Raw genomic sequence first — 23,585 nt, 5'->3', positions numbered from 1 at the left:
CTCCCTTGCACGTTCGTGCAATGTGTAGCAGGTCGTGCGACGGTGAGCAATCTCGTCCGCGCGTGTTGGCGAGAGCGACCAGCGGCATCTGTCGTCCAAGTGTCTTCTGGCAAGGGTGGACGGTGTGGAACTCGCCCTGCTACTCGGCGTCGGCGAGTTCCAGCCAGCGGGCCTCGAGATCGGATTGCTCGGCCTGGGCCTGGGCCAGTTCGGCGTTCAGGCCGATCAGCCGTTCGTAGTCGGCGGCGTGGGTGGTCATCTGGTCGTGGAGTCCGGCGATCCGGGTCTCCAGCTTGGCCAGCTGTCCTTCGATCCGGGCCAGCTCCTTGCGCGCCTGGCGCTGGGTGGCCGCACTGCTGGCCGACACCGCCGGACGATCCTTGGCCGCCGATCCGGCCGCTCCGGCGTCCCGGACGACGGCGCGCCGGGCCAGGTACTCGTCCACTCCGCCGGGCAGCATCAGGCAGGTCCCGTCGCCCAGCAGGGCGTAGACCACATCGCAGGTGCGCTCCAGGAACCAGCGGTCGTGGGAGACCACCACCAGGGTCCCCGGCCAGGTGTCCAGATGGTCCTCGATCACGGTGAGAGTGTCGATGTCCAGGTCGTTGGTGGGCTCGTCGAGCAGCAGCACGTTCGGCTCGCTGAGCAGCAGCCGCAGGAACTGCAGTCGTCGCCGCTCGCCGCCGGACAGCTCGCCGATCCGAGTGACCAGTCGTTCGCCGGTGAAGCCGAAGTCCTCCAGCAGGTTGTTCGAGCTGGTCTCCTTGCCGGTGGTCAGCTTGACCTGTCGCTGCAGCCGCTGGACGGACTCCAGCACCCGCTCGTCGTCGTCCAGCTCGACCACCGACTGTGACAGGTGGCCCAGCCGCAGGGTCTTGCCCTGCTTCAGCTTGCCGGACACAGGTGAGATATCACCGGCCAGCAGCCGCAGCAGGGTGGTCTTGCCTGAGCCGTTCACTCCGACGATGCCGATCCGCATCCCCGGCCCGATCGACCAGTCCAGCCGGTGCAGCAGCTCACGTCCGTCGGGCAGTGCGTAACTGACCTGATGCAGGTCGAAGACGTCCTTGCCCAGCCGGGCGGTAGCGAACTCGTTGAGCTTGAGCTTGTCCCGTGGCTCGGGGACGTCGCTGATCAGCGCGTTGGCGGCATCGATCCGGAACTTGGGCTTCGAGGTGCGCGCGGGCGGACCTCGGCGCAGCCAGGCCAGTTCCTTGCGCAGCAGGTTCTGCCGCCGGGACTCGTTCGCCGCCGCCTGGCGGACCCGCTCGGCCCGGGCCAGCACGTAGGCCGCGTAGCCGCCGTCGTAGCTGTCCACCACGGCGTCGTGGACTTCCCACACCCGGCTGCAGACCGCGTCCAGGAACCAGCGGTCGTGGCTGACCACCAGCATCGCGGTGCCGGCTGCGCGCAGCGTGTTGAGGTGCTCGGCCAGCCAGGCCACCGCCTCGACGTCGAGGTGGTTGGTCGGCTCGTCCAGGGCCAGCAGTTCGTGGCCGGCCAGCAGCACCGCGGCCAGGCTGACCCGGCGGCGCTCGCCGCCCGACAGCCGGGACACCTTGGACTCCAGGTCCAGCTCACCCAGCAGATGCCCCACCACGGCCCGTCCGGCCGGTTCTGCGGCCCAGCTGTGGTCCGGGCGTCCACCCACCACGACATCGCGGATGCTGGCGTCCGCAGCGAACGCCTCGTCCTGGCCGAGGTAGCCGATCGAGGCACTGGAGTTGCGGACCACCTGACCGGAGTCGGGAAGCCGGCGTCCGGTGAGCAGCTGGAGCAGGGTCGACTTGCCGTCGCCGTTGCGTCCGACCACGCCGACCACGTCGCCACTGGACAGGCCAAGGCTGACCTCGTCCAGCAGGATCCGGGTACCGAAGGCGAGGCTCAGCCGTTCGGCGTTGACCAGATTGGCCAAGCTCAGCGACCGCGCATCGCGCGGTTGAGGCCCTTCATGTTCGGCAGCGGCCCGCGCGGGATCGGTGCCTTGGGCCGAGCCGCATCGAGCGCCCGCAGCCGTGAGGTGATGTCGGCGATCTGGGTCTTGGACAGCGCCTTGGGCAGCTTCTTGATGTGGCCGGTGAGCTTGGCCAGCGGAACCTGGTTGTCGGCATCGCCCATCATGATGGTGATCACCTTGGCGTCGTAGGCGATCTGCTCGTGCTTCTTGGCCTCGGTGGTCAGCAGCTGGCGGGTGCGCGCCGGGGCGCCTTCGCCGATCAGGATGATGCCGGCCGGGCCGACCACCCGATGGACCAGGTCGAGCTGACGGGTCGCGGTGATCCCGATGGTGTAGCTCCAGGCCTTGGAGTTGAGCAGGTTCAGGGCGACCTCGGCCGAACCGGGCTGGCCGGCGAACCGGACGAAGGTGGCCTTCTTGGCGCGATCGGTCAACACGTACAGGTCGACGGTCAGACCGCCGGTGGTGCCCAGGAGCGCCCACACCCACATCGGAGGAGCGAAGAAGCCGATCACCGTGGCGACCAGCAGGACGCCGACGAAGGTGCCGGCCAGGTACCAGTTCAGCTTCGGATCGACCTCCGCGGTGACCTTGTAGGTCTGCCACAGCTGCTTGTACCAGGGCCAATCCCGGGGGTTGGTGGAGTTCTTCTTCGCCAGCTTGGCCGCCTTGACTTCAGCCTTCTGCTTGGCGGCCAGTTCCTTGGCCTTCTCGCTCGCCATCTATCCGCTCCGGGTCATAGTTACCGCTTATACCTGCCGGGCGGCCATCGCCTGACGGTACAAACGGCCGGCCCGGTAGGAAGAACGTACCAATGGTCCGCTGAGTACGCCCACAAAGCCAATTTCGGTGGCCTCTTCGGCCAACTCGTCGAACTCCTCCGGGGTGACCCAGCGGTCGATCGGCAGGTGCCGCGGCGACGGACGCAGGTACTGGGTGATCGTGATCAGGTCGGTGCCGGCCTCGTGCAGGTCGACCAGCGCCTGGCTGATCTCCTCGCGGGTCTCGCCCATGCCCAGAATCAGGTTCGACTTGGTGACCAGCCCGCGGTCACGGGCCGCGGTCAGCACGCCCAGCGAGCGGTGGTAGTCGAAGGCCGGACGGATCCGCCGGAACACCCGGGGCACGGTCTCGACGTTGTGGGCGAACACCTCCGGAGCGGCATCGAAGATCTGGGCCAGCAGTTCGGCCTTGCCAGAGAAGTCGGGAGCCAGCATCTCCACCCCGACGCCGGGATTGGCCCGGTGGATGGCCCGAATCGTCTCCGCGTACAGCCAGGCACCCTCGTCGGGGAGGTCGTCGCGGCAGACGCCGGTGACCGTGGCGTAGCGCAGGTTCATCTTGGACACCGACTCGGCGACCCGCTCCGGCTCGCCCGGGTCATAGCCGGACGGCTTGCCGGACTCGATCTGGCAGAAGTCGCAGCGCCGCGTGCAGGCGTCCCCGCCGATCAGGAAGGTGGCTTCGCGGTCGGCCCAGCATTCGAAGATGTTCGGGCAGCCGGCTTCCTGGCACACCGTGTGCAGGCCCTCGTCGCGGACGAGCTGCTGCAGTTCGTTGTACTCCGGACCCATCTTGGCCGTGGTTTTGATCCAGGATGGCTTGCGCTCGATCGGGGTCTGCGCGTTGCGCACCTCGAGGCGGAGCAGTTTCCGTGGCGCGGTGTCGGTCACGGCTCTGAGCATAGCCAGACCCCGCGAGGTAGCGGCCTCACGGGGTCCGGGAGGGGCCGCGGAGCGGCCAGTCTCTAGGTGACTGTGCTGATCAGGCAGTTCTCCTGGTCAGGATCAGGCCGGTGCCGAGGATGATCAGCGCTGTGGCCAGCAGAGCCAGCGGGACGGTGTTCTCCGCTCCGGTGTTGGCCAGTTCCTCCGGGTCGTCGGCTTCGCCCCACACGGCCCACAGAGCGCTGGGCTCGCTCAGAGTCAGGTGCGCGCCAGCCGAGTGCAGAGTGCCGGAGCAGCCCGCATCGCCCTGCAGCTCAACACTGCACCAGCCCTGGAAGGTATGACCCTTCCAGCTGGGGCGGGGCAGCGTGGTCGTCCAGCCACCCGAGGTGTTCGCCGGCCCGACCACATCGGTCTGGCGCGACAGCGGCGCTGCGGGGCTCCGTCCGTCCCGGTAGACGTAGCGGGTCTGGGTCCCTGCGTCGAGGTTGGCCAGGTCGAGGGTGCGGTAGCCGGCCAGCACCTGGCTGAAGGCGCGGCTCTGTGGGGTGACCTTCGGACTGCTCACCACCAGTGGCTTGGCCTTGCCAACAGAGCTGTCTGTGACTCGGGGCCAGGAGTTGATGTTGATGCCGTCCGGACCGAACCACTGCCAGTCCACGTTCGCGTTCTCGGCGACCGCGCCGTCGATGAACCAGGTGCCTTCCTCAGGAGCCGAGCTGAACGGGAACACGATCCGTTCCAGGGTGAGGGGCCCTTCCTGGAGGAACGCACGCCAGAGGACCTCCAGTCGGCCAATCGAGTGCGGGAAGATCACCGTCCGCAAGGTGTTGGTGGCACCAGTCTGCGCGAACGCCTGGGAGCCGACGGACAGCACCGGGGCCGTGGCGGGGAACACGATCTCGGTGAGCGCGGTGTGTCCGGACGGGGCCTCCTGGAAGAATGCCGAGTCGCCCAGCTCCATGCCAACAGTGAGGGTCTCAGGGAAGGTGATCTCGGCCAGAGTGCAGTTTCCGTCCTGGCTGGACTGCTGGAAGGCGGCGATGTCGACTGTCGCGATCGCCGGGCTCTTCGGGAACGCCACTGAGGCCAGGCTGGTCCCCTGATCGCCTGCCTGTCGGAAGGCGTTCTCGCCGATGTAGATCTGGTCGATGGAGTCGCTGAAGTCGAGGTGAGCCAGGGACGTCTTGGCGGCGGCCTGCTGGGCGAAGGAGTCCATGCCAATGCTCAACGACTCCAGGGACGATCCAAAGTCCACCGAGGCCAGCGAGGTGCTCCCGCCGCTCGAGATCTGCACGAACGCCCCGTCGCCGACCTGGAGTTGTGGGTAGCCGGCCGGGAAGCTGATCGAGGTCAGCGCGTTGGCGCTCTGGGCGGTCTGAGCGAAGGCGCGATCACCGATGGCGAGGTTCTCGCTTCCGGTGCCATTGGACGGCAGTAGGTCGAAGGTGACGTGGGCCAGGGCATTGCTGCCACCCGAACTGCTCTGCTCGAAGGCCGAAGTCTGCACTGTGAGGTTGCCGGTGCGGGCTCGCAGCGTCACCGAAGCCAGGGCGTTGTTGCCCGTGCCGCCGGCGGCCTCCTGCGCGAAGGCGCCGGCCTTGAGGATCAGCCTCTCCAATGAGTCCGGGAAGACCACCTCCGACAGCGTGTTGGAGCCGACATCTGACTGCTGTGCGAAGGCGCCGGGGTCGATCTGCAGATCGGTGATGCCGTCGGGGAAGCGGACGCTGGTCAGCCGGTTGGCGACGCCGCCACGCGCCTGCAGGAAGGCCTCCTCGCCGATGTGGATCCCGGTCAGCGAGTTGGGACGATTGGTGAAGGACAAGCTGGTGATGTCGGCGCGACAGTTCTCGTTCGCGGACCCGTTGATCGTGATGCCCGTCCGGCCGGTGAGGGAGCTGAGATCGATCGTGATGGCGCCACTGGCGTAGCTGACCCAACTCAGCTTGCCATCGCCCGGGCACAGCGAGTTGTCGGGGAACACGTAGATCGGGTCGGGTGTGGCCGGGGACACGGCGGCGGCCGCCGCAACGTCCGTGGTCGGCGTGCTGGACGGCGCCGGCTCCGCGCTCGAGGAGGGGCTGGCCGACGCTTCGGCGGACGGGGTTGTCGTCGCCTCGGTAGACGAGGTTGGTGAAGGATCTGCGGTCGGCGCGGCCACTATCGGAGTCGGGGCGGACGGCTCCGAGCTGGCCGGGGCGGACGGCTCCACTGCGACGGCGGGTGCGGCGAAGCCGGTGGCCAGCAGCAACGAACAGGCAAGGGTGGCGGCGACGTTGCCGAGACGGATCATGCGAATCCTCAGGGGTGGATCATGGCGGACGGTAAACCATGCCCAAGACTAGGGGTAACGCATCCCCGACGTGGGGAATTTCGACGTTTGATTCAGCCCCGTCCGGGTGGCTTCTATTGCTTGCGCAACTGGTGACGACCGAGGATGAGGCCGAGTCCGGTGACGGTCAGGACGAGCGCCAGGCCGGTGAGCGGCACGGTCCCTTCACTGCCGGTGTGCGCCAGTTCATCGGGGGGTGTCGTGGGGGTGGGGGTCGGGGTCGAGTTGGATCCGACCTGCAGGCTCAGTTCTTCGGTGGTGGTTCCGCCTTGGTTGGTGGCGGCTACCGAGAAGGTGTACTGGCCGGCTGCGGTCGGGGTTCCGATGAGGTGGCACTGTTCGGTGAGGGTGAGCCCTGGCGGCAGGACGCTTTCCGGGTCGAGTGCGCAGGTGATCGGGCCCTGGCCGGAAAGGGAGATGGCCAGGTCGTAGGGCTGGCCGAGGGTTGCCTCAGTGAGGACCAGTTCCTCGAAGGTCGGAGCGGGGACCGCGGCCCACGTCCCCCACAGGGTCGTTGTGACGTTATCCAGGCTCATGCTGCCGCTGGTTGCGTGCAGGTCGCCTTCGCAGGAGGCAGTTCCGGTGACCTCCGTGGTGCACCACCCGAGGAAGCCGTCGCCGGCCTTTGGCGGCAGGTTGAGCGTCCAGGTGCCGTTGTCCCCGTAGGTGTCGGCCTGATCCTGGTACGGCTCGAGCCGGTTCGCTCCGTCGGGGTAGACGTACACCGTGTACGGCTTGGCGACGTTCTTGATGTTGACGCTGCGGTAGCCGACGAGGCGGTGGGGGAGAGGCCCGGCATCGTCCTGGGGGGCGACCCGGCCCACGCGGTTGTCCTGCATGGTGGTCCAGTCGGCGATGTCGGCGCCGTCTTCGCCGAACCAGTACCACGTGACGTGTTCACCGTTGTCGATGGGGAAAGGGATCCAGGTGCGGGCCGGAGGCGTGGAGAACGGGAAGTACAGGCTCAGCCCGTGGGTCGTCTGAGCTTGTGCGTTGAAGGCGAAGTACCCGATGCTGAGCGACGTCACGGTCTGGGGGAGGACGACTCCGGACAAGCCCACCGGCTGGGCGCCCTCGGTGCTCTGCATGAAGGCGACCTGGTCGATCTCCAAGTTGCCGACCTCGCGCGGGAACACCACGCTGGCCAGCGGGATGGCACCGGACTCATAGAGCTGGACCCGGAAGGCGCTGTCGCCGATCTTCATTCGGCCACTGACCTTGGTCGGGAAGGTGAGGTCGGAAAGGGCCGCCCCGAGATCGCTCCACTGGTAGAAGGCGTACGCCTCCACGGTAAGGCTGATCATCTGGTCGGGGAAGGTGACACTGGCCAAGGCGGTGGCAGCGTTGTGCGCCACCTGCAAGAAGGCGTTTTCGCCGATGGTCAGTTCGGTGATCGAGTTCGGGAACTGCACGCTGGTCAGTGCGGGTCGCACCTCCGGGTTGCTCGCGCCCGCCATGCCTGAGCTCTGGCTGAAGGCACCGGAGCCGATGTCCAAGGCGATCAGCCCATTGGGGAAGGTGATCGATGAGAGGGTGAGCGCCCCCTTCTCGGACCGCTGGCCGAATGCCTGGCTCGGCACGGTGAGCGATGTCAGACCGCGAGGGAAGCTCACCTCGGTCAGGCTGGTTCCGCTCCTTCCGCTCTGGTTGAACACTCCGACACCCAGGGTGAAGGTGTCCGGTGCGTCAGGGAAGGTGATCGAACTGAGCGTGGTGGCGCCGGCCGCATCCTGGGCGAAGGCCCAGTCACCCAGCTGCAGGTCGCGCAGGCCAGCCGGAAACGTCACCTCCGTGAGCGCGGTGGAACCGGACCCGCCGCTGGTCTGGGCGAAGGCATACGCACCGATGTGGAGGCTGATCACGGTGCTCGGGAACTTCACCGTGGACAGGCGGTTGTCGCCGCTCACGCTGACCTGAGCGAACGCGTCCGTCCCGATAGAGAGACTCGCTAGGCCCTCGGGGAAGGTGATCGAGGTCAGGGTGTTGGTGCCGGCTTGGCGGAACGCGTACTCCTCGATGATCATCGAGGAGACGTGGGTGCGCGCATTGATGAAGGAGATGGACGTGAGGTTGCTGAGGCAGTCGATGCCATCCTCGTCGCCGCCCTGGATGGTGAGCTCGCTGAGTGGGCCCTGCGCTTCATCCAGCTTCGCCAGGTCGATGGTCAGGCTCCCGCTCACCTCCGACAGCCACGGGTAGGCCCCGCAGAAGTTTGCGACGTGGAGGACCCCGATCGGGGTTTTGGTGCGGCTGGGCACACTGGCCGGCCTGACGGGGCGAGCCGAACTGTCGATCGGCGAGCTTGTGGCGGTTGGCGTGGCGATGGGGGTCGTGGACGGAGTCGCCGACGGCGAGCTGGTCGGTGCGGGGGACGGGCTGGTGTCGGTGCCCGGTGTGGTCGATGCTGTGGTGGTCGATCCCGCCGTGGAGGTGGTCGTGGCCTCGGCTGTCGGCTCGGCCTGAGCCGTCCCGACTGTCGCAAAGGCGAGGAGACCAGCGATCATCGCGCTGGTCAGTGTGCGCAGGGTCGAACGCATCTGGATACAGCCTCCCGTCGACGGGTGCGGCCTCGTGGGCTGCGCCCGTGCGCGGAGCCTACGGCCGGCCCCTGCCGCGCCCCCGCTCAGCCCCGGCCCACGGGCCCTCCTCGGCAAACTTCACCAGGTTATTCGTCAGCTGAATAATCAGATCTGATACTTCCAGGGAAGGTGAATGGGCTGGTCGACAGCGTCCGATGGAGGCCAGCCCATCCGTGCGAGAGCGGGGTTCGTGCTCGCCGAGTCGACGCCACCCGACCGTGATGATGAGGCCGATCCCAGCGACGGTCACCAACGAAGGAGGGCCTACGGCCTCACAGCTGAAGCCCGTAGCTGACCGCTGTCTGCGGGCGGGAGAGCAGCGGAGCGGACGGGGTGTAGCCGGTGAAGCTGAGCAGGTCGCTCAGGTAAGGCTCGGCCGCCGCGGCCACGTCGGTCAGGCTCGGCGCCGCGCCGAGCTCGGCAGCCAGTGACGTCACTCCGGCGTCGTCGATCCCACACGGGACGATTCGGCCGAACCAGGACAGGTCCGGATCGACGTTGAGCGCGAAGCCGTGCAGCGTGGTCCGCCGGGAGACCCGGACGCCGATGGCGGCGATCTTGCGCTCCGGGCGCGTGCCGTCCGCAGCCAGCCAGACGCCGGTGCGTCCCTCGATCCGTCCGGTGGTCAGGCCGTAGTCGGCCAGCAGCCGGATCAGCGCCTCCTCGACCCGGCGGACGTAGTCGACCACGCCCACCCCGTCCGGCAGCGGCACGATCGGATAGCCGACCAGCTGGCCGGGGCCGTGGTAGGTGATCTTCCCGCCGCGATCCACCTCGACCACCTCGGTGCCGTCCACCGGCCGCTCATGCGGCTGCGTGCGATGGCCGGCGGTGAAGACGTGGTCGTGCTCGACGAACAGCACCTGACCCGGCAGTGTCCGGTCGGCGACCTGCGCGTGGACTTCGCGCTGGCGCGCCCAGCCGTCCCGATAGCCGACCAGCCGACCCTCGGTCAGGCCGAGGTAGTCGAACTCGATCGGTTCGGGCAGCGGCTGGGCAGGCAGGCTCACAGGCCCAGTTCAGCTCCGAAGTCGCCCTCTTCGAGGCGGGCCTTGATGAAGCTCAGGAAGCGGGCGGCGTCCGCGCCGTCGACCAGCCGGTGGTCATACGACATCGACAGGTACATCATGTCGCGGACCGCGATGATCTCGCCCAGGTCGGGATCGGTGACCACCATGGGACGCTTCACGATCGCGCCGGTGCCCAGGATGGCCACCTGCGGCTGGTTGATGATCGGGGTGTCGAACAGGGTGCCCGCCGAGCCGTAGTTGGTGATCGTGAAGGTGCCGCCGGACAGCTCGTCCGGGGTGACCTTGGACGCCCGGGTGCGGGCCGCCAGATCACCGATCTTCTTGGCCAGGCCGGCCAGGGAGAGGGTGCCGGCATCGGCGACCACCGGGACCAGCAGGCCCTTCTCGGTGTCCACCGCGATGCCCAGGTGCTCGGCCTCGGCGTAGGTGATGGTGCCGGCCTCCGTGTCGATGGTGGCGTTCACCTTCGGGAACTGCTTGAGCGCCTCGGTGGTGGCCTTGGCGATGAACGGCAGGTAGCTGAGTCCGACGCCCTCGCGAGCCCGGAAGTCGTCCTTCACCTTGGCCCGCAGCTTGGAGATCACGGTGAGGTCCACCTCGACGGTGGCGGTCAGCTGAGCCGAGACCTGCAGCGACTCGACCATCCGCTTGGCGATGGTGGCCCGCAGCCGGGTCATCTTCTCGGTGGTGCCACGCTTGGCGGCGTCTGGGCTGGCCGCGGCCGGAGCGGACGGGGCTGCAGGCTTCGGAGCCGCAGCGGCGGCTGCCGCCGCCTTCTTGGCCTCGGCCGCCGTCAGGATGTCCTGCTTGCGGATGCGTCCACCGACGCCGGTGCCGGTGACCTCGTTGAGGTCGACTCCGGCCTCTGCGGCCATCTTGCGGACCAGGGGGGTCACGTACACCTCGACCGGGCCGTTCGCCCGGGCCGGAGCCGAGGCTGCCGGAGCAGCGGGCGCCGCAGCCGGAGCAGCGGCCTGAGCCGGAGCGGGGGCAGCAGCCGGAGTGGGAGCGGGTGCAGCGACGGGTGCCGCAGCAGGCGCAGCGGGAGCAGGCGCGGCCGGAGTTGCGGGAGCGGCATCGGCGGCACCGATCACGGCGAGCACGGCGCCGACCGGGGCCACGCCGTCCTCCGCGACCAGGATCTGCAGCAGGGTTCCGGAAACCGGTGCCGGGATCTCGGTGTCGACCTTGTCGGTGGAGACCTCGACCAGCGGCTCGTCGGCTTCGACCTGATCGCCGACAGCCTTCAGCCAGCGGGAGATGGTGCCCTCGGTGACCGACTCGCCCAGCTGGGGGAGCTTCACCTCGGTGCTGCCGGCGCTCGACGGCGCAGCGGACGGAGCCGGCGCAGCCGGTGCCGGGGCCTCTGCGGCCGGAGCGGGCTCTGCGACCGGGGCGGGAGCCTCGGCGGCAGGTGCTGCAGCCGGAGGTTCCGCGGCCGGAGCGGCGGGCGTGGAACCGGCCTCGGAGGCCTCGCCGATGACGCCGAGGGTGGCGCCCACCGGGGCCACGCCGTCCTCGTCAACCAGGATTTCCAGCAGGACGCCGGCGACCGGGGCCGGGATCTCGGTGTCGACCTTGTCGGTGGAGACTTCGACCAGCGGCTCGTCCACCTCGACGTAGTCCCCAACCTTCTTCAGCCAGCGGGAAATCGTCCCTTCGGTGACGCTTTCACCAAGTGCAGGCAGTGGGACGGGTGTGGACATGACGCAAGCTCCTTCGCGTTCAATGCAAGACGGTGCAGAAGTCAGACTAGCCCGGATCCCGACGGGGATAATGGCCAGGTGAGTTGGTTCCCCAAATGGCGGCGAGGCTCGTCCGCCGGTGGTTCCGGACGTCCGGAGCAGGCCGCAATGGCCCATTTGGAGCAGTTCGTGGCCTCCCGACGAGGGGTCGAAGCCTTCATCGAACAGCCCACCACCATGACCAAAGCCAGCATCCTGTTGGTCGCCCATGACGGTGAGTGGACCCGTCGCAGCGTCCCGGATGTCGCCTGGGCCAGGCGATTTGCCGCTCGATTACGGCTCCCTGCCTACGACGCAGGCGTGATCGGCTACCCGCAGCGGATGCGCGACTACAACTCCCGGCGCAAGCCAAGCCGCTGATCGGTGACCGCTGCGAAGGCTTCGACCAGGGCCGCGCCGAGGGCCACGCCGGGCGCCGGCGAGGCCGACTTGAACAGCGAAGCCGCCGCGCCACCGCACGCATAGAGGCCCGAAATCGCGGTGCCATCAGTACGTAGAACTCGGGAGTCTGCGTCGATGATCAGCCCGCCCTTGGTGCCCGAATCGCCCGGGTACACCGGCACTGCCCAGAACGGCTGCTTCTCCAACTTGCCGACCGACGTGGCCTTCTTGTTGCCGTGGTCGCCCAGTGCCAGATCCCAGGTGGACGCGCCGCGCCGGAAGTCCGGATCGCCGTCCTTGGCCGCGAAGCCGTTGAACCGCACCACGGTGCCGAGCAGGCCGGCCCGGTCGATGCCGACCGCCTGGGCCAGGTCGTTCAGGGTGGCCGCCTTGACGATCTCGCCGGCTTCGATGGCCTGCTTCGGGGTCTTTCCGGCCGGCCACGGACCGAGCTGGTGGGCCTGGCGGTGCCGGTTGTCCATGATCAGGTAGGACGGCACGGCCCGCACCCCGCGGTTGCGGTCGTACAAGGCCCGTCCGGCCGCGTGGGCGAAGGTCGCCTCATCGAAGAAGCGGTCCCCGGCGGTATCGACGATCAGCGAGTGCGGCTTGCCGCGCTGGGAATCCAGCCGGTAGGCCCGACCCTCGGCCAGCATCACCGGGGTCCACCAGGCTTCCTCGAGCAGCGCGGTGGCCGCGCCCAGCCCGATGGCCGCCGTGAGCAGCGAGCCGTCGTTCGGCACGCCGGTGATCGACCAGTCCGCCGACGTGGGCAGCGGCAGGTACTCCTCGCGCAGGTCCTGGCTGTGTTCGTAGCCGCCACTGGCCAGCAGCACCTGCTCGGCAGCGACCTCGACCTCGCCGGAGGTGCGCCGGACCCGGACGCCGGTCACGGCGTCGCTGTCACCGAGCAGCCCGATCACCGGTGCGTCCAGCCACAGCTGGACGCCGTTGGCCAGAGCGCGATGCAGCAGGTTGCCGACCAGCGCCTCGCCGGAGGTGGCGGTGTTGCGCGGCAGCGGCAACGGCAGCGCGGACGGGATCATCCCCAGCGGGCCCTTGCGCTCGGGCTGAGCAGGAGCGAGCAGCTGGGCGTTGTCGCCCAGAGTGCGCCGATCCAGTGGCTGAGTGGCCAGCACTCGTCCCTTGGCCTTGCCGCCGGGCAGATCGGGATGATGGTCGGGCAGGGTCTTCACCACGGCCAGCGGGACGTGTGAGGAGACCAGCCAGCGGGCGATCTTGCCCGACAGGTTCGCGTAGGCGGCTCGCCGCTCGGCGGTCGAGGCCTCGGTGGTCTCGCCCAGCACGGCGTCCAGGTACTGCAGCGCCTCGGCCGAGGAGTCGGTCACCCCCAGCTTGGCCTGCAGCGGGTTGGCCGGCAGCCACAGCTTTCCGTCCGAGCCGGCAGTGCTGCCACCGGCCAGCGGGGTGGCCTCGACCACCAGGACGTTTCGGCCCAGTCGCCGGGCCGCGATCGCAGCCAACAGGCCGGACGCGCCCGCGCCGACCACGACCAGGTCGAAGGAGTGTTCTGCCATCTCAGTTGGCCAAGGCGTGCGCCAACGCGATCAGCGTGCGCACGCTCATCCCGGTGGCGCCGACCGGGGTGTAGTCGTGCGCCGAACCGGTGTTGAACGCTGGGCCGGCGATGTCCAGGTGGGCCCAGGCCAGGTCGTCGGCCACGAACCGGGACAGGAAGGCGGCCGCGGTCAGGGCGCCGCCGTACTTGTCGCCGGTGGAGCGCAGATCGGCCACCTTGGACTCCAGCTTGGGGGCGGCGTCCTCGGGGATCGGCAGCTGCCAGAACAGCTCGCCGGCGGCTTCGGCCGCGTCCAGGATCAGGTCGGCCGTGGCGTCGTCGCGTGACATCAGGCCGGCCACGTTCTCGCCTAGGGCCACCATGCAGGCTCCGGTGAGGGTGGCCACGTCGATGACCAGGTTCGGCTTCTCCTCACTGGCCTTGGCCAGTGCGTCGGCCATCACGATCCGGCCTTCGGCGTCGGAGTTGCCGTTCTCGACGGTCAGCCCGTTGTACATGGTGATCACATCGGAGGGACGGTACGAGCCGCCCGAGGGCATGTTCTCGGCCAGAGCACCCCAGGCGGTCACCTTGATCCGCAGGCCCAACTCGGCGATCGCGGCGGTCGCGGCCAACACCGAGGCGGCACCGGCCATGTCGCACTTCATCGTGTACATGCCGTCGGCCGGCTTCAGGTTCAGGCCGCCGGTGTCGAAGGTGATCCCCTTGCCGATCAGGGCCAGGTGGAACTTCGCCCCCCGCGGGGCGTAGCTGAGCTTGACCAGGCGCGGCTTGCGGTTCGAACCGCCGCCGACGGCCAGGATGCCGCCCATCCCGTCCTTCTCCAGCGCCCGCTCGTCCCAGACCTCGACATCGAGCTTGCTGGCCTTGGCCAGGTTGCGGATCGCCTCGGCGAAGGTCTCCGGGTACAGCTGGTTGGCCGGCAGGTTCACCCACTCGCGAGCGGTGGCCACCGCCTTGGCGGTGGAAACGGCCAGGTCGAGAGCCTGCTTGGCCTCGGGCTTGCGGTTGGCGCTGACCAGGGTGATGGCCGAGATTCCGGACGGGTCGCGGTAGCTGTAGGCGCCCAGCAGGGCACCCTCGGCCGCGCCCTTGATCACACCGGGCTCACTGGTCTCCAGGCTCACGGTGACCGCGTTCGTGCCGTCCAGTCCGGCCACGGCGCGGACGGCTGCGCCGACCGCCCGGCGGACCTGCTCGGCGGTGACGTCGATCGGGCCCAGGCCGACCACCAGGATGCGCTGCCCGGACGGCCCGGCGACCAGCACGGTCTTGCCGTTCTTGCTGCTGCCGCCCAGGCTGATCGCCACCTCGCCCAACTCTCGGCCGATCGCCTTGGTGTAGGCCTTGGCCAGATCGTCGGGGAGCCCGATCAACACCTGGTCGCTGGAGGTCTCGGCGAGCCCGATCACCAGCACGCCGGGATCCTTGCCGACCGCGGTGGCCAGGGTGATGCTCGGGAGTGCGACGTTGCTCACTGTGGTTCCTTCCTGATGGACCTGCCCGACCTAGGCTAGTCCGCCCCGGCGGGAGTTGCATCGCCGATCCGGGCGGGTCGACCCCGCTCGCCCCGGCGCCGAGGGTCCGGCGGTGATCGCGGCATTCACCGGCGCCACCGTTGGACTGAGGCGGCAAGATGTACCCGTGACTTCGTTCAACTTCGCGACCGCTGCCCGGATCGTGTTCGGGCCAGGGACGGTCGGCCAGCTGCCTGAGCTGGTGGCCGGGCTCGGCTCCCGTCCGCTGGTGTGCACCGGCGGCCATCCCGATCGCCATGCCGCGGTCCTGGCCACTGTGCCCGGCGCCGCGATCTTCGCCGTGGCTGGAGAGCCCAGCCTGGACGTGGTCCGAGCCGGGGCGGACGCGGCCCGCGCGCATCGCGCCGACGTGATCATCGGCCTGGGCGGCGGCGCCGTCCTGGACACCGCCAAGATCGTGGCAGCCCTGGTCGCCAACGGCGGCGACCCGCTGGACTACGCCGAGGTGATCGGACGCGGCTTGCCGCTGAGCGTCGAGTCGCTGCCGGTGGTGGCGGTGCCCACCACGTCCGGCACCGGCTCGGAGGTGACTGCCAACGGGGTGGTCTCCAGCCCCGAGCACCGAGTGAAGGTGAGCCTGCGCTCGAGTTCGATGCTGCCGAAGGTGGCCCTGGTCGATCCCGGGTTGACCCTGGACTGCCCGAAGTCGGTCACCGCACACGCCGGCCTGGACGCCCTGATCCAGTGCATCGAGCCATTCGTCTCGCCGTTCGCCAACCCGCTCACCGACGGCTTCTGCCGCGAGGGGATCCGCCGGGCCGGGCACGGCCTGCGGCGGGCCTGGTCGGCACCCGACGACCTGGGGGCCCGCACCGACGTGGCGCTCTGTTCCCTGTTGTCCGGGCTGGCCCTGGCCAACGGCAAGCTCGGCGCCGCGCACGGCCTGGCCGGCCCGCTGGGCGGCTACCTGGGTGCTCCGCACGGAGCGCTGACCGCCGCAGTGATGGTGCCGGTCAGCCGGTTCAACATCGGGGCGTCCGACCCGCGCACTCGGGCTCGCTACGCCGAGGTCGGCTATCTGCTGACCGGCACCGAGGACGAGTTCGCCTTCCTGGAGTGGTTCGCCGAGACCATCGAGCTGTTCGGGGTCGGCGGGCTGGCCCAGTACGGCCTGGGCGAGGACGATCTGCCGATCATCGCCGAGGCGGCCGCCAAGGCGTCCAGCACGAAGGGGAACCCGGTGCCGCCGAGTCCAGCCGACCTGATCGGAATCCTGCGCGCCGCACTGTGACTAACCTTCTGTCCGTCTACCGCAGGCAGGAGCCGATATGACCGACCCGATTCTTTCCCCGCTGCACTCGCGCCACGAGGCGTTGGGCGCCAAGTTCTCCGAGTTCGGTGGCTGGCTGATGCCGCTGCAGTACGCCGGGGTGGTGGCCGAGCATCGGGCGGTGCGCACCGCGGTCGGCGTTTTCGACGTCAGCCACCTGGGCAAGATGCGGGTCAGCGGGCCGAGCGCGGCCGACTTCGTGAACACCGTGATCACCAATGACCTGCGCCGGATCGTCCCCGGACAGGCGCAGTACACGCTGCTGTGCAATGAGTCCGGCGGCGTGATCGACGACATGATCTGCTACCTGATCAGCGACGACGAGGTGTTCATCATCCCGAACGCCTCGAACACCACCACTGTGGTCGAGTTGATCGCCGCCCAGGCCCCGGCCGGGATCTCGGTGGTCAACGAGCATCGCGACTACGCCATCATCGCCGTCCAGGGGACCAGCTCGGACGAGACTCTGGCCGCCCTGGGGCTGCCGGTGGGCCACGAGTACCTCAGCTTCGTCCGCACCTCTTGGGCCGGGACCCCGCTGACGGTGTGCCGGACCGGCTACACCGGCGAGCGCGGCTACGAGCTGGTGGTGCCCGCCGAGGCCGCCGGCGCGCTCTGGGATGCGGTTCTGGCCGCCGGCCGTGAGTACGACATCGCTCCGTGTGGACTGGGCGCCCGCGACACGCTGCGGACCGAGATGGGTTACCCGCTGCACGGCCACGACCTCAGCCCGGAGATTTCGCCGGTGATGGCCAACCTGGGTTGGGCGGTCGGCTGGGACAAGCCCACCTTCTGGGGTGCCGATGCGCTGCGCGCCCAGCGGGAGGCCAAGTCCGGTCCGCTGCTGCGCGGCCTGAAGGCTCAGGGCCGGGCCATCCCGCGTCCGGAGATGGTGGTCTTCGTCGGGGATGCCGAGGTCGGCGAGATCACCTCGGGGACGTTCTCGCCCACTCTGCAGGTGGGCGTGGCACTGGCCCTGCTGGACCGTTCGGTCAAGCTCGGCGACGTGGTCGAGGTAGCCGTCCGCAACCGCCGCGAGCCCTTCGACGTGGTCAAGCCCCCGTTCGTGACTCCGGCCGTCCGGGAGAGCTGAGCCTGGCTCCGTCCGTCCGTCCGTCCGCGCCGCGCTACCCGTCCGCCCACGGTGCTACTGGTCTGTGTGACCGAGCTACCCGTTCGTCGTGGTGCTACCTGTGTACGGGTAGCGCCGTCGAGGGAGTGGTAGCGCGGCGAGGGGACGGGTGTGGAGGGACGGGTGTGGCGGGACGGGCTTCGCTACCCGTTGGGTGGCTTCGCTACCGCTGGAGCGGTAGCGAAGCGGCAGGAGCGGTAGCGAAGCGGCAGGAGCGGTAGCGAGGCGGCAGGAACGGTAGCGAAGCGGAGTGGACGGGGTCAGCTGGCCAGTCGGGCCGCCCGGACCAGCTCGGCGGTGTAGGGGTCTTTCGGGTGGGCGAGCACCTCGGCGGTGGGGCCGGTCTCGAGCAGCCGTCCGTCCTTCAGTACCGCCACCCGGTGAGCCAGCTCGCCGGCCAGGGCCAGGTCGTGGGTGATGAACACCATGCTCAGCCCCCGTTCGGCCTGAACCCGCTTCAGCAGGGCCACGATGTCGGCCTGGACGGACGCGTCCAGCGAGCTGGTCACCTCGTCGCAGACCAGCACCTCGGGCCCCGCCGCCAGGGCGCGCGCCAGCGCGGCCCGCTGCCGCTGGCCACCGCTGAGATGCTGGGGCATCGCCTGGGCATGATCGGCGCGGAGTCCGACGTCGAGCAGGGTTTGCACGGCCAGTTCCTCGGCCGCCGCCCGGCTCAGCCCGCGCAGGTACTGGGCAGTGATCGCCACCGACGCGCCTACCCGGCGCCGCGGGTTCAGCGATCCCCACGGGTTCTGGAAGACGTACTGGATCGCCCGGCGCTGGGCCCGGTCACGCCGGCCCACCTCGGCGGCCAGCGGCTCGCCGTAGAGCAGGATCCGTCCGCTGTGCTCAGCGTGCAGGCCGCTGATGGCCCGGGCCGTGGTGGTCTTGCCGCTGCCGGACTCGCCGACAACGGCCAGGCATTCGCCCACGCCGAGGCTGAGATCCACCTCGTGCAGGATCTGGACGTCCCCGTACCCGGCCGACAGCCCGCGCACGCTCAGGACCTGCCGGGTGCCGTCCGCTGCGGGGGCGGGGCTGCCACCCAGTCGCCAGGCGGCTAGCAGCCGCTGAGTGTAGGGGTGCTCGGCATGCTCAAGGATCGCTGTGGGAGTGCCGGTCTCGACCACTCGTCCCTCGTGCATCACCACGAGTCGCTGGGCGACCCGGAACAGTAGCGGTAGGTCATGGCTGATGAAGACCACGGCAGCTTGCTCGGCGGCGGCCAGCTCGCGCGCCAAGTCGGCGATCAGCAGCTTGGTGGTGACGTCCAGGCCGGTCGTCGGCTCGTCCATCACGACCAGCGCCGGCTTCAGGCAGAAGGCCAGAGCGATCGCCACTCGTTGCTGCTGGCCACCGCTGAGCTCGTGCGGGTAGCGCCGGGCAAAGGCGTCGTCGCTGGGCAGCCCGACCCGTTCGAACAGCTCGGCCCGCCGCTGCGGCGAGAACTCCATCCGGTGAGCGCGGTGCAACTCAGCGAAGGCGGACTCCAGCCGCAGATGCGGGGCCAGTGCCCCGGCCGGATCCTGCGGGACGTAGGCGATGGTGCGTCCTCGGGCGCTGCGCAGCTGGGTTCCGGACACGGCGGACGGGCCGAGCAGCTCCAGCCCGGCGGAGACCACTTGTCCGGCGCGCCGCTGCAGGCCCGGCCCCAGATGACCGAGCAGGGCCAGTCCGAGGGTCGTCTTGCCACTGCCGGTCTCACCGGCCACTCCGACCACCTCGCCGGCGGCCAGCTCTAGCTCCAGGTCGGCCACGATCAGTGGCCCGCCGCCGCCGACGCCGATGCTCAGTCCGTGTACCTGGGCGGTCATCGGGCCGACCTCGCGGCCAGGGCGCGGGCCAGGCCGTCGCGCAGCAGGTTCATGCCGAGCAGGAAGGCGGCCAGCACCAGGACCGGTGCCACCACCGCCCATGGCTGGAGGGCGATCCCGCCCTGGTTCTCGTGGATCATCGCTCCCCAGTCCACATCGCCGCTGCCGAAGCCGAGGTAGCTCAGCGAGGCCAGGGCGACGAAGCTGATCGACAGCCGAACGCCGTACTCGACCAGGACGGCCGGGGCCACATTCGGCAGCACTTCGCGCAGCACCAGCGATCCGGTGCCCATCCCGACCGCGCGCGCCGCCCGGTAGTAGTCCTCGGTGGTGACTCTCCCGGTGGCCGCGAAGATCACCCGGGCGGTGTAGGCCACCTGGGCCAGAGCCACAGCGACGGTCAGAGTCAGCGGCGCACTGCCGAAAGCGGCCAGGATCAGCAGCACCAGCAGGATCTGCGGGATCACCATCACCGAGTCGCTGCAGAACAGCAGGACGGCGGCGGTCGTGCCCCTGGTCACCCCGAGCAGGATGCCGAGGACGACCCCGGCCAGCACACCCAAGGTGGCTGCGGTCAGGCCTTGGATCAGGAACAGTCGTCCGCCGACCAGCAGTCGGCTCAGCACGTCCCGACCGAGCACATCGGTGCCCAGCCAACTGGTGGCGCTCGGTCGCAGGTAGAGCTTGCCGACGAAGGCGGCCGGATCGTGCGGGGCCAGCAGCGGCCCTGCGACGGCGATGACCACCACGATGGCCACAGCCACCGCACCGGCCCAGAACCGCGGGTCCCGGCGCAGGAAATGCCACACCGAACCGGACGTCTTCGAGTGCTGGGCATGCACGCTCATCGGGACCTCCGCAGCTTCGGATTGGTGAGCAGGCCGATCAGGTCAGCGATCAAGAAGGTGATCAGCAACACGGTGGCGATCCCGATCGCGATCACCTGGACGACCACGATGTCGCGGGCGCCCACCGCGGCCACCAGCTCCGAGCCGATGCCCGGGAAGGCGAACACGGATTCCACGGCCACGACACCGCCGAGCAGATAGTTCACGGTCACTCCGGCCACCTGGGCCACCGGGCCGAGCACATTCGGCAGCGCGTAGCCGGTCAGCAGCCGGACGTCCCCCAGCCCACTCAGCCGGGCCCATCGGACGTAGTCAGTGGCCAACTCCTCGCGCAGGAGAGTCTTGGTGGCCTCGACGAGATGCGGCAGTGCGATCAGCACCATGGTCGCGATCGGCAGGATCAGCAGCCGCGGCTGGTTCCAGGCCAGCTGGCGTGGGTCGAGCGGTGAGGTGGGTGGCAGCCAGCGCAGCAGGCCGCCACCGAACAGGACCACCAGGACGATGCCGACCACGAACTCCGGCAGCGAGAGGATCGTCTGCACGGCGGCCGAGATGCCGACATCCAGAGGGCCGCGGCGGGCGGCGGCCAGACCGAGCAGCAAGCCCAGCGGCAGGGTGATCACCAAGGCGATCAGCACCACGGTCGCCGAGTTCAGCACTCGCACCCGGAGCAGTTCGGCCACCGGCGTCCCTGACGCCAGCGAGGTGCCCAGGTCGCCGGAGAGCAGCCCACCCACCCAATGCAGGTACTGCTGCCAGACCGGCAGGTCGAGGCCGAGTTCGCCGCGCAGCCGGGCCAGCTGCTCGGCGGTGGCATTCTGGCCCAGGATCGTCCGAGCGATGTCACCGGGCAGGGCTTGGGTGGCGGCGAAGACGAGCACCGAGACGGTGATCAGCATGGCCACGCCGGTGAGTACCCGTCTGATCACCAGACGGGTACTCACCTGTGCAGATCCTGACATCGGCTCGAGTCAGCCCTTGAGTCCGAGGATTCGGAAGTTGTAGCCGAAGGCGCCGTCCGAGTTCGGATAGGCCTGGGCTCCGGTCACCTTGTCGGAGAGACCGACCACGGTGCTCAAGAACAGCGGGACGATGTAGGCGCCGCTGTCGTACTCGATCTTCTGCATCCCGGCGACCAACTCCTTGCGCTTGGTGTCGTCGACGGTCGTGATGGCCTGGCTGTACAGCTTGTCGAACTCGGCGTTGGTCCAGTGCGAGGAGTTGTACGGCGCGGTCTTGGTGATCGTGAACGCGGCCTGGTCGAAGATGCCCAGGAAGCCCCAGTAGCTCAGCGAGAGCGGGTAGGTGCCGTAGGCGTCCCCATAGAAGGTGGCGCTGTCGACGAACTTGTAGTCGATCGCGAAGCCGGCGGCCTTGGCCTGCTGCACCAGCGCCTGGTTCTGGCGCTCGCTGGTGGGCTGGTTGTTGGTGCCGACCAGCTCCACCTTCACCGGCAGGGTGTAGCCGGCATCGGTGAGGAGCTTCTTGGCGCCCTCCGGGTCATAGGTCCGCTGGGCCAGAGTGGAGTTGTACATCGGGTCGAAGGGATTGAAGACGTCGTTGCCGAGCTTGCCGAAGCCGTTGTAGACCTGATCGATCAGCTGCTGCCGGTCGACGGCCAGCCGAAGCGCCTGCCGAACCACCGGGTCGTCGAAGGGCTTCTTCTTGGTGTTCATCACCCAGGTCAGCGACCCGCTGGTGGCGTAGTCGAAGATCTGGAAGCCGGGAGCGGTCTTCACCGTGTCGACCAGGGACGGGTCGAGGCTGGCGTCGACGTCGATCTGGCCCGCGGTGAGCGCGGACGCGGCTGCTGCCGAGTCCGGGAAGCTCTTCACCTCCAGCTCACTGGCCCCCGGCGCGCCGCCGAAGTAGCCGGTGTTGGCTGTGAAGGCCAGTTGCACGCCCGGGTCGTTGCTGGCCAGGACGAACGGCCCCGAGCCGATCGGCTTTGCCGGGTCGAAGTCGGCCGGGACGATCGCCATGGTCGGGCTGGTCAGCGCCTCGGGGAAGGTGACCGTGGGGTACTTCAGGCTGAACTCGACAGTCTTGTCGTCGGTGGCCGTGACCTTGGCCGGATCGATGAAGGGCAGCGAGCCGGCCGGCGGGAGCTTCTTGGCGAACCAGCGCTTCACGGTGGCCACCACGTCGGCCGCGGTGACCGGCTTGCCATCGCTCCACTTCGCGGCGTTCAGGGTGACCGTCCACTTATCGGCGGTGGTGCCGGGGGTCACCGAGGCGGCCAGCTGAGGCTTCCAGGCGCCGTCCGGGCCGTACTCGGTGAGGGTGTCGAAGAGCTGGCGGGACAGGATGTAGCCGCCGGTGGTGGTGGCCTTGGCCGGGTCGAGTGCGTCGGCGTCGCTGAGTGAGACGACGCCGACGCGCAGGACCGTGGGCGCAGCCGGGGAGGAGGATTCGGTGGCGGCCGGTCCGGCTGAGCAGGCGGTGAAGAGGGCGGCTGTAGCGGCGAACACGGTCAGTCGGCTGAGCAGGCGGACCGGACGCGCGCGGGACGCCCCGGACTCGAGCCCACCCTTGGCGGAAGCGGTTTCCATGATCATCTCTTTCGCTTGATGCGGATTGCGAAGGTGCGGGAGCGCAGCCGGGGGCGACGGCCGACGCCCTTGGGTGGCTCTAGGCGGAGGCCTCTTCGAGACTGAGCCAGATCCTGGTGCCCGGCTCCAGCCAGGCCTGGGTACCGATCGCGTCGAGCTTCTCGGCGCCCTCGACCACCCAGCCGATGGCCGATACCGGCAGCGGCTCGGGTGGGATGTCATTGCCGTACATGATCGAGATCTGCTGGCGGGGACCGTAATAGGAGACGGCGCCGCGGATCTCGGTGCCCTTGGCGGCCACTTCGGCAGCCAGATCCTCGGGATAGAAGATGTTCTCCCAGTCGGCCAGGATCTTGGTCTGCATCAGCAGCAGATCGCCGGTCAGCTTGCCGTGCTGCAGGTAGGTCGCGAACGGCAATGCGTCGGCGATCTTCTTGGCCAGCTGGGGGACCTTGTCCTCCCAGATCTCGATGACCGCGACGTCCTCGCCGCCCAGGTTGAACTTGATGCGCATGGTGCCCTCCTCAGGCCTGCTGGGCGTCGGAGATCCGGCGCAGGGGATTGATTCGCTTGAAGCCGTTGACCAGGCCCCACGGGAAGCCGATGTCCACCCAGCCGTGCACGCGGTTCATGTAGGTCATCACCGACTCGGTGAGATCGGCGAACTCGGCCAGACTGGCCGCCTTGCGGATGCCGCCCACGTAGAGCTTCATCACCTCGCCGGCCTCGGGTAGGCCGACGTAGTCGTTCATGTTGGCCTTGTACTGGCCCATCTCGTCCATGTAGGAGACCAGGGTGGCCAGGTCGGCGTCCGAGTTGCGGGTGGCGGTGACCCAGGCGAACCAGAGGATCTCGTCGGTCAGCGTCCGCAGTTCGTTCTCGGCGAAGATCATCGTCGACAGGTAGTTGTTCTTGGCGCCGGTGCCCCGCGGGACCACTCCTGAGCACAGGTCCAGCACCTCCTGCGGCGGTACCTCCCAGATGGCATCCCGGGCGCGGTTGATCTCAGCGATCACCTCCGCGACCGTCCCGACCTCCCGTCGGATCTCTGCTTGTGCAACCACGGAAACCGTGCCTTTCTCTCGCTGCCCGACTGATCGCCGGGCCTGTCGTTGCGGCATCTGCTCGCGTCTCGACCATAGGGCCGAAATGGCCGATTTTTCATTTGGTGTGATTACCTTTCACTGGGTGGTAAC

The 23,585-nt window shown here is 68.8% G+C and carries 19 protein-coding genes; 4 read left to right on the top strand and 15 right to left on the bottom strand.

What is annotated here, in order from left to right; translation table 11 throughout:
• Positions 1–139: 139 nt before the first annotated feature.
• From ATK74_RS10830 to ATK74_RS10810, 5 genes are all read right to left on the bottom strand, one after another.
• Positions 140–1,921 (bottom strand): ABC-F family ATP-binding cassette domain-containing protein, encoded by a 1,782-nt coding sequence (locus ATK74_RS10830; protein WP_211283454.1) that lies wholly within the window; start codon positions 1,919–1,921, stop codon positions 140–142.
• A complete protein-coding gene (locus ATK74_RS10825; RefSeq protein WP_098461039.1) occupies positions 1,918–2,679 on the bottom strand; it encodes a DUF4191 domain-containing protein in 762 nt (253 codons plus the stop codon). The genes ATK74_RS10830 and ATK74_RS10825 overlap by 4 nt, the downstream gene beginning before the upstream one ends.
• Before the next feature lie 27 nt (positions 2,680–2,706).
• Positions 2,707–3,630, bottom strand: coding sequence for a lipoyl synthase (gene lipA, locus ATK74_RS10820; protein WP_245840895.1), 924 nt, complete (start codon positions 3,628–3,630; stop codon positions 2,707–2,709).
• 91 nt (positions 3,631–3,721) lie between these two features.
• On the bottom strand, positions 3,722–5,920 hold the full coding sequence (locus ATK74_RS10815) for a leucine-rich repeat protein (RefSeq protein WP_098461037.1): 2,199 nt from the start codon (positions 5,918–5,920) through the stop codon (positions 3,722–3,724).
• Between the two features lie 113 nt (positions 5,921–6,033).
• Entirely contained in the window at positions 6,034–8,139 is a 2,106-nt protein-coding gene (locus ATK74_RS10810; protein WP_169923825.1) for a leucine-rich repeat domain-containing protein, read from the bottom strand.
• 64 nt (positions 8,140–8,203) lie between these two features.
• Between ATK74_RS10810 and ATK74_RS15415 the strand changes: the two genes are divergently transcribed.
• Positions 8,204–8,422 carry a hypothetical protein gene (locus ATK74_RS15415; RefSeq protein ID WP_169923824.1) on the top strand — a complete coding sequence of 73 codons (219 nt, stop codon included), beginning with the start codon at positions 8,204–8,206 and terminating at the stop codon, positions 8,420–8,422.
• 388 nt (positions 8,423–8,810) lie between these two features.
• Here ATK74_RS15415 and lipB read toward each other — a convergent pair whose 3' ends face one another.
• Together lipB and sucB are read right to left on the bottom strand one after the other, a co-directional pair.
• On the bottom strand, positions 8,811–9,548 hold the full coding sequence (lipB, locus tag ATK74_RS10805; protein WP_211283354.1) for a lipoyl(octanoyl) transferase LipB: 738 nt from the start codon (positions 9,546–9,548) through the stop codon (positions 8,811–8,813).
• Positions 9,545–11,275 (bottom strand): 2-oxoglutarate dehydrogenase, E2 component, dihydrolipoamide succinyltransferase, encoded by a 1,731-nt coding sequence (sucB, locus tag ATK74_RS10800; protein WP_098461035.1) that lies wholly within the window; start codon positions 11,273–11,275, stop codon positions 9,545–9,547. The genes lipB and sucB overlap by 4 nt, the downstream gene beginning before the upstream one ends.
• A gap of 78 nt (positions 11,276–11,353) precedes the next feature.
• Here sucB and ATK74_RS10795 point away from each other — a divergent pair, with 78 nt between their 5' ends.
• Positions 11,354–11,674, top strand: a complete 321-nt coding sequence (locus tag ATK74_RS10795) for a hypothetical protein (protein ID WP_098461034.1) — start codon at positions 11,354–11,356, stop codon at positions 11,672–11,674.
• On the opposite strand, the gene ATK74_RS10790 is transcribed toward ATK74_RS10795, so the two are convergent.
• Positions 11,644–13,233 carry an FAD-dependent oxidoreductase gene (locus ATK74_RS10790; RefSeq protein WP_098461033.1) on the bottom strand — a complete coding sequence of 530 codons (1,590 nt, stop codon included), beginning with the start codon at positions 13,231–13,233 and terminating at the stop codon, positions 11,644–11,646. The genes ATK74_RS10795 and ATK74_RS10790 overlap by 31 nt on opposite strands.
• A 1-nt stretch (position 13,234) precedes the next feature.
• The gene (locus ATK74_RS10785) at positions 13,235–14,713 is read right to left on the bottom strand and encodes a leucyl aminopeptidase (RefSeq protein ID WP_098461032.1); all 1,479 of its coding nucleotides are present in this window, start codon (positions 14,711–14,713) and stop codon (positions 13,235–13,237) included.
• 166 nt (positions 14,714–14,879) lie between these two features.
• Between ATK74_RS10785 and ATK74_RS10780 the strand changes: the two genes are divergently transcribed.
• Both ATK74_RS10780 and gcvT read left to right on the top strand, forming a co-directional pair.
• A complete protein-coding gene (locus tag ATK74_RS10780; RefSeq protein ID WP_211283353.1) occupies positions 14,880–16,004 on the top strand; it encodes an iron-containing alcohol dehydrogenase in 1,125 nt (374 codons plus the stop codon).
• 37 nt (positions 16,005–16,041) lie between these two features.
• Positions 16,042–17,136 carry a glycine cleavage system aminomethyltransferase GcvT gene (gene gcvT / locus ATK74_RS10775; RefSeq protein ID WP_098461031.1) on the top strand — a complete coding sequence of 365 codons (1,095 nt, stop codon included), beginning with the start codon at positions 16,042–16,044 and terminating at the stop codon, positions 17,134–17,136.
• 299 nt (positions 17,137–17,435) lie between these two features.
• Here gcvT and ATK74_RS10770 read toward each other — a convergent pair whose 3' ends face one another.
• From ATK74_RS10770 to ATK74_RS10750, 6 genes are all read right to left on the bottom strand, one after another.
• Entirely contained in the window at positions 17,436–18,989 is a 1,554-nt protein-coding gene (locus ATK74_RS10770) for an ABC transporter ATP-binding protein (RefSeq protein WP_169923823.1), read from the bottom strand.
• Positions 18,986–19,837, bottom strand: coding sequence for an ABC transporter permease (locus ATK74_RS10765; protein WP_098461029.1), 852 nt, complete (start codon positions 19,835–19,837; stop codon positions 18,986–18,988). Before ATK74_RS10765 ends, ATK74_RS10770 begins: the two co-directional genes overlap by 4 nt.
• The gene (locus ATK74_RS10760) at positions 19,834–20,781 is read right to left on the bottom strand and encodes an ABC transporter permease (RefSeq protein ID WP_143483637.1); all 948 of its coding nucleotides are present in this window, start codon (positions 20,779–20,781) and stop codon (positions 19,834–19,836) included. The genes ATK74_RS10765 and ATK74_RS10760 overlap by 4 nt, the downstream gene beginning before the upstream one ends.
• A 27-nt stretch (positions 20,782–20,808) precedes the next feature.
• On the bottom strand, positions 20,809–22,389 hold the full coding sequence (locus tag ATK74_RS10755) for an ABC transporter substrate-binding protein (protein WP_169923822.1): 1,581 nt from the start codon (positions 22,387–22,389) through the stop codon (positions 20,809–20,811).
• 79 nt (positions 22,390–22,468) lie between these two features.
• Positions 22,469–22,903, bottom strand: a complete 435-nt coding sequence (locus tag ATK74_RS15410) for a hypothetical protein (protein ID WP_169923821.1) — start codon at positions 22,901–22,903, stop codon at positions 22,469–22,471.
• A gap of 10 nt (positions 22,904–22,913) precedes the next feature.
• A complete protein-coding gene (locus ATK74_RS10750; RefSeq protein WP_098461026.1) occupies positions 22,914–23,453 on the bottom strand; it encodes a cucumopine synthase-related protein in 540 nt (179 codons plus the stop codon).
• Positions 23,454–23,585: the final 132 nt, after the last annotated feature.

This window comes from Propionicimonas paludicola (genome assembly GCF_002563675.1).
Classification (GTDB): domain Bacteria; phylum Actinomycetota; class Actinomycetes; order Propionibacteriales; family Propionibacteriaceae; genus Propionicimonas; species Propionicimonas paludicola.
Note: the sequence above shows the minus strand (reverse complement) of the source record. Positions and strands in the feature narration are given on the sequence as shown.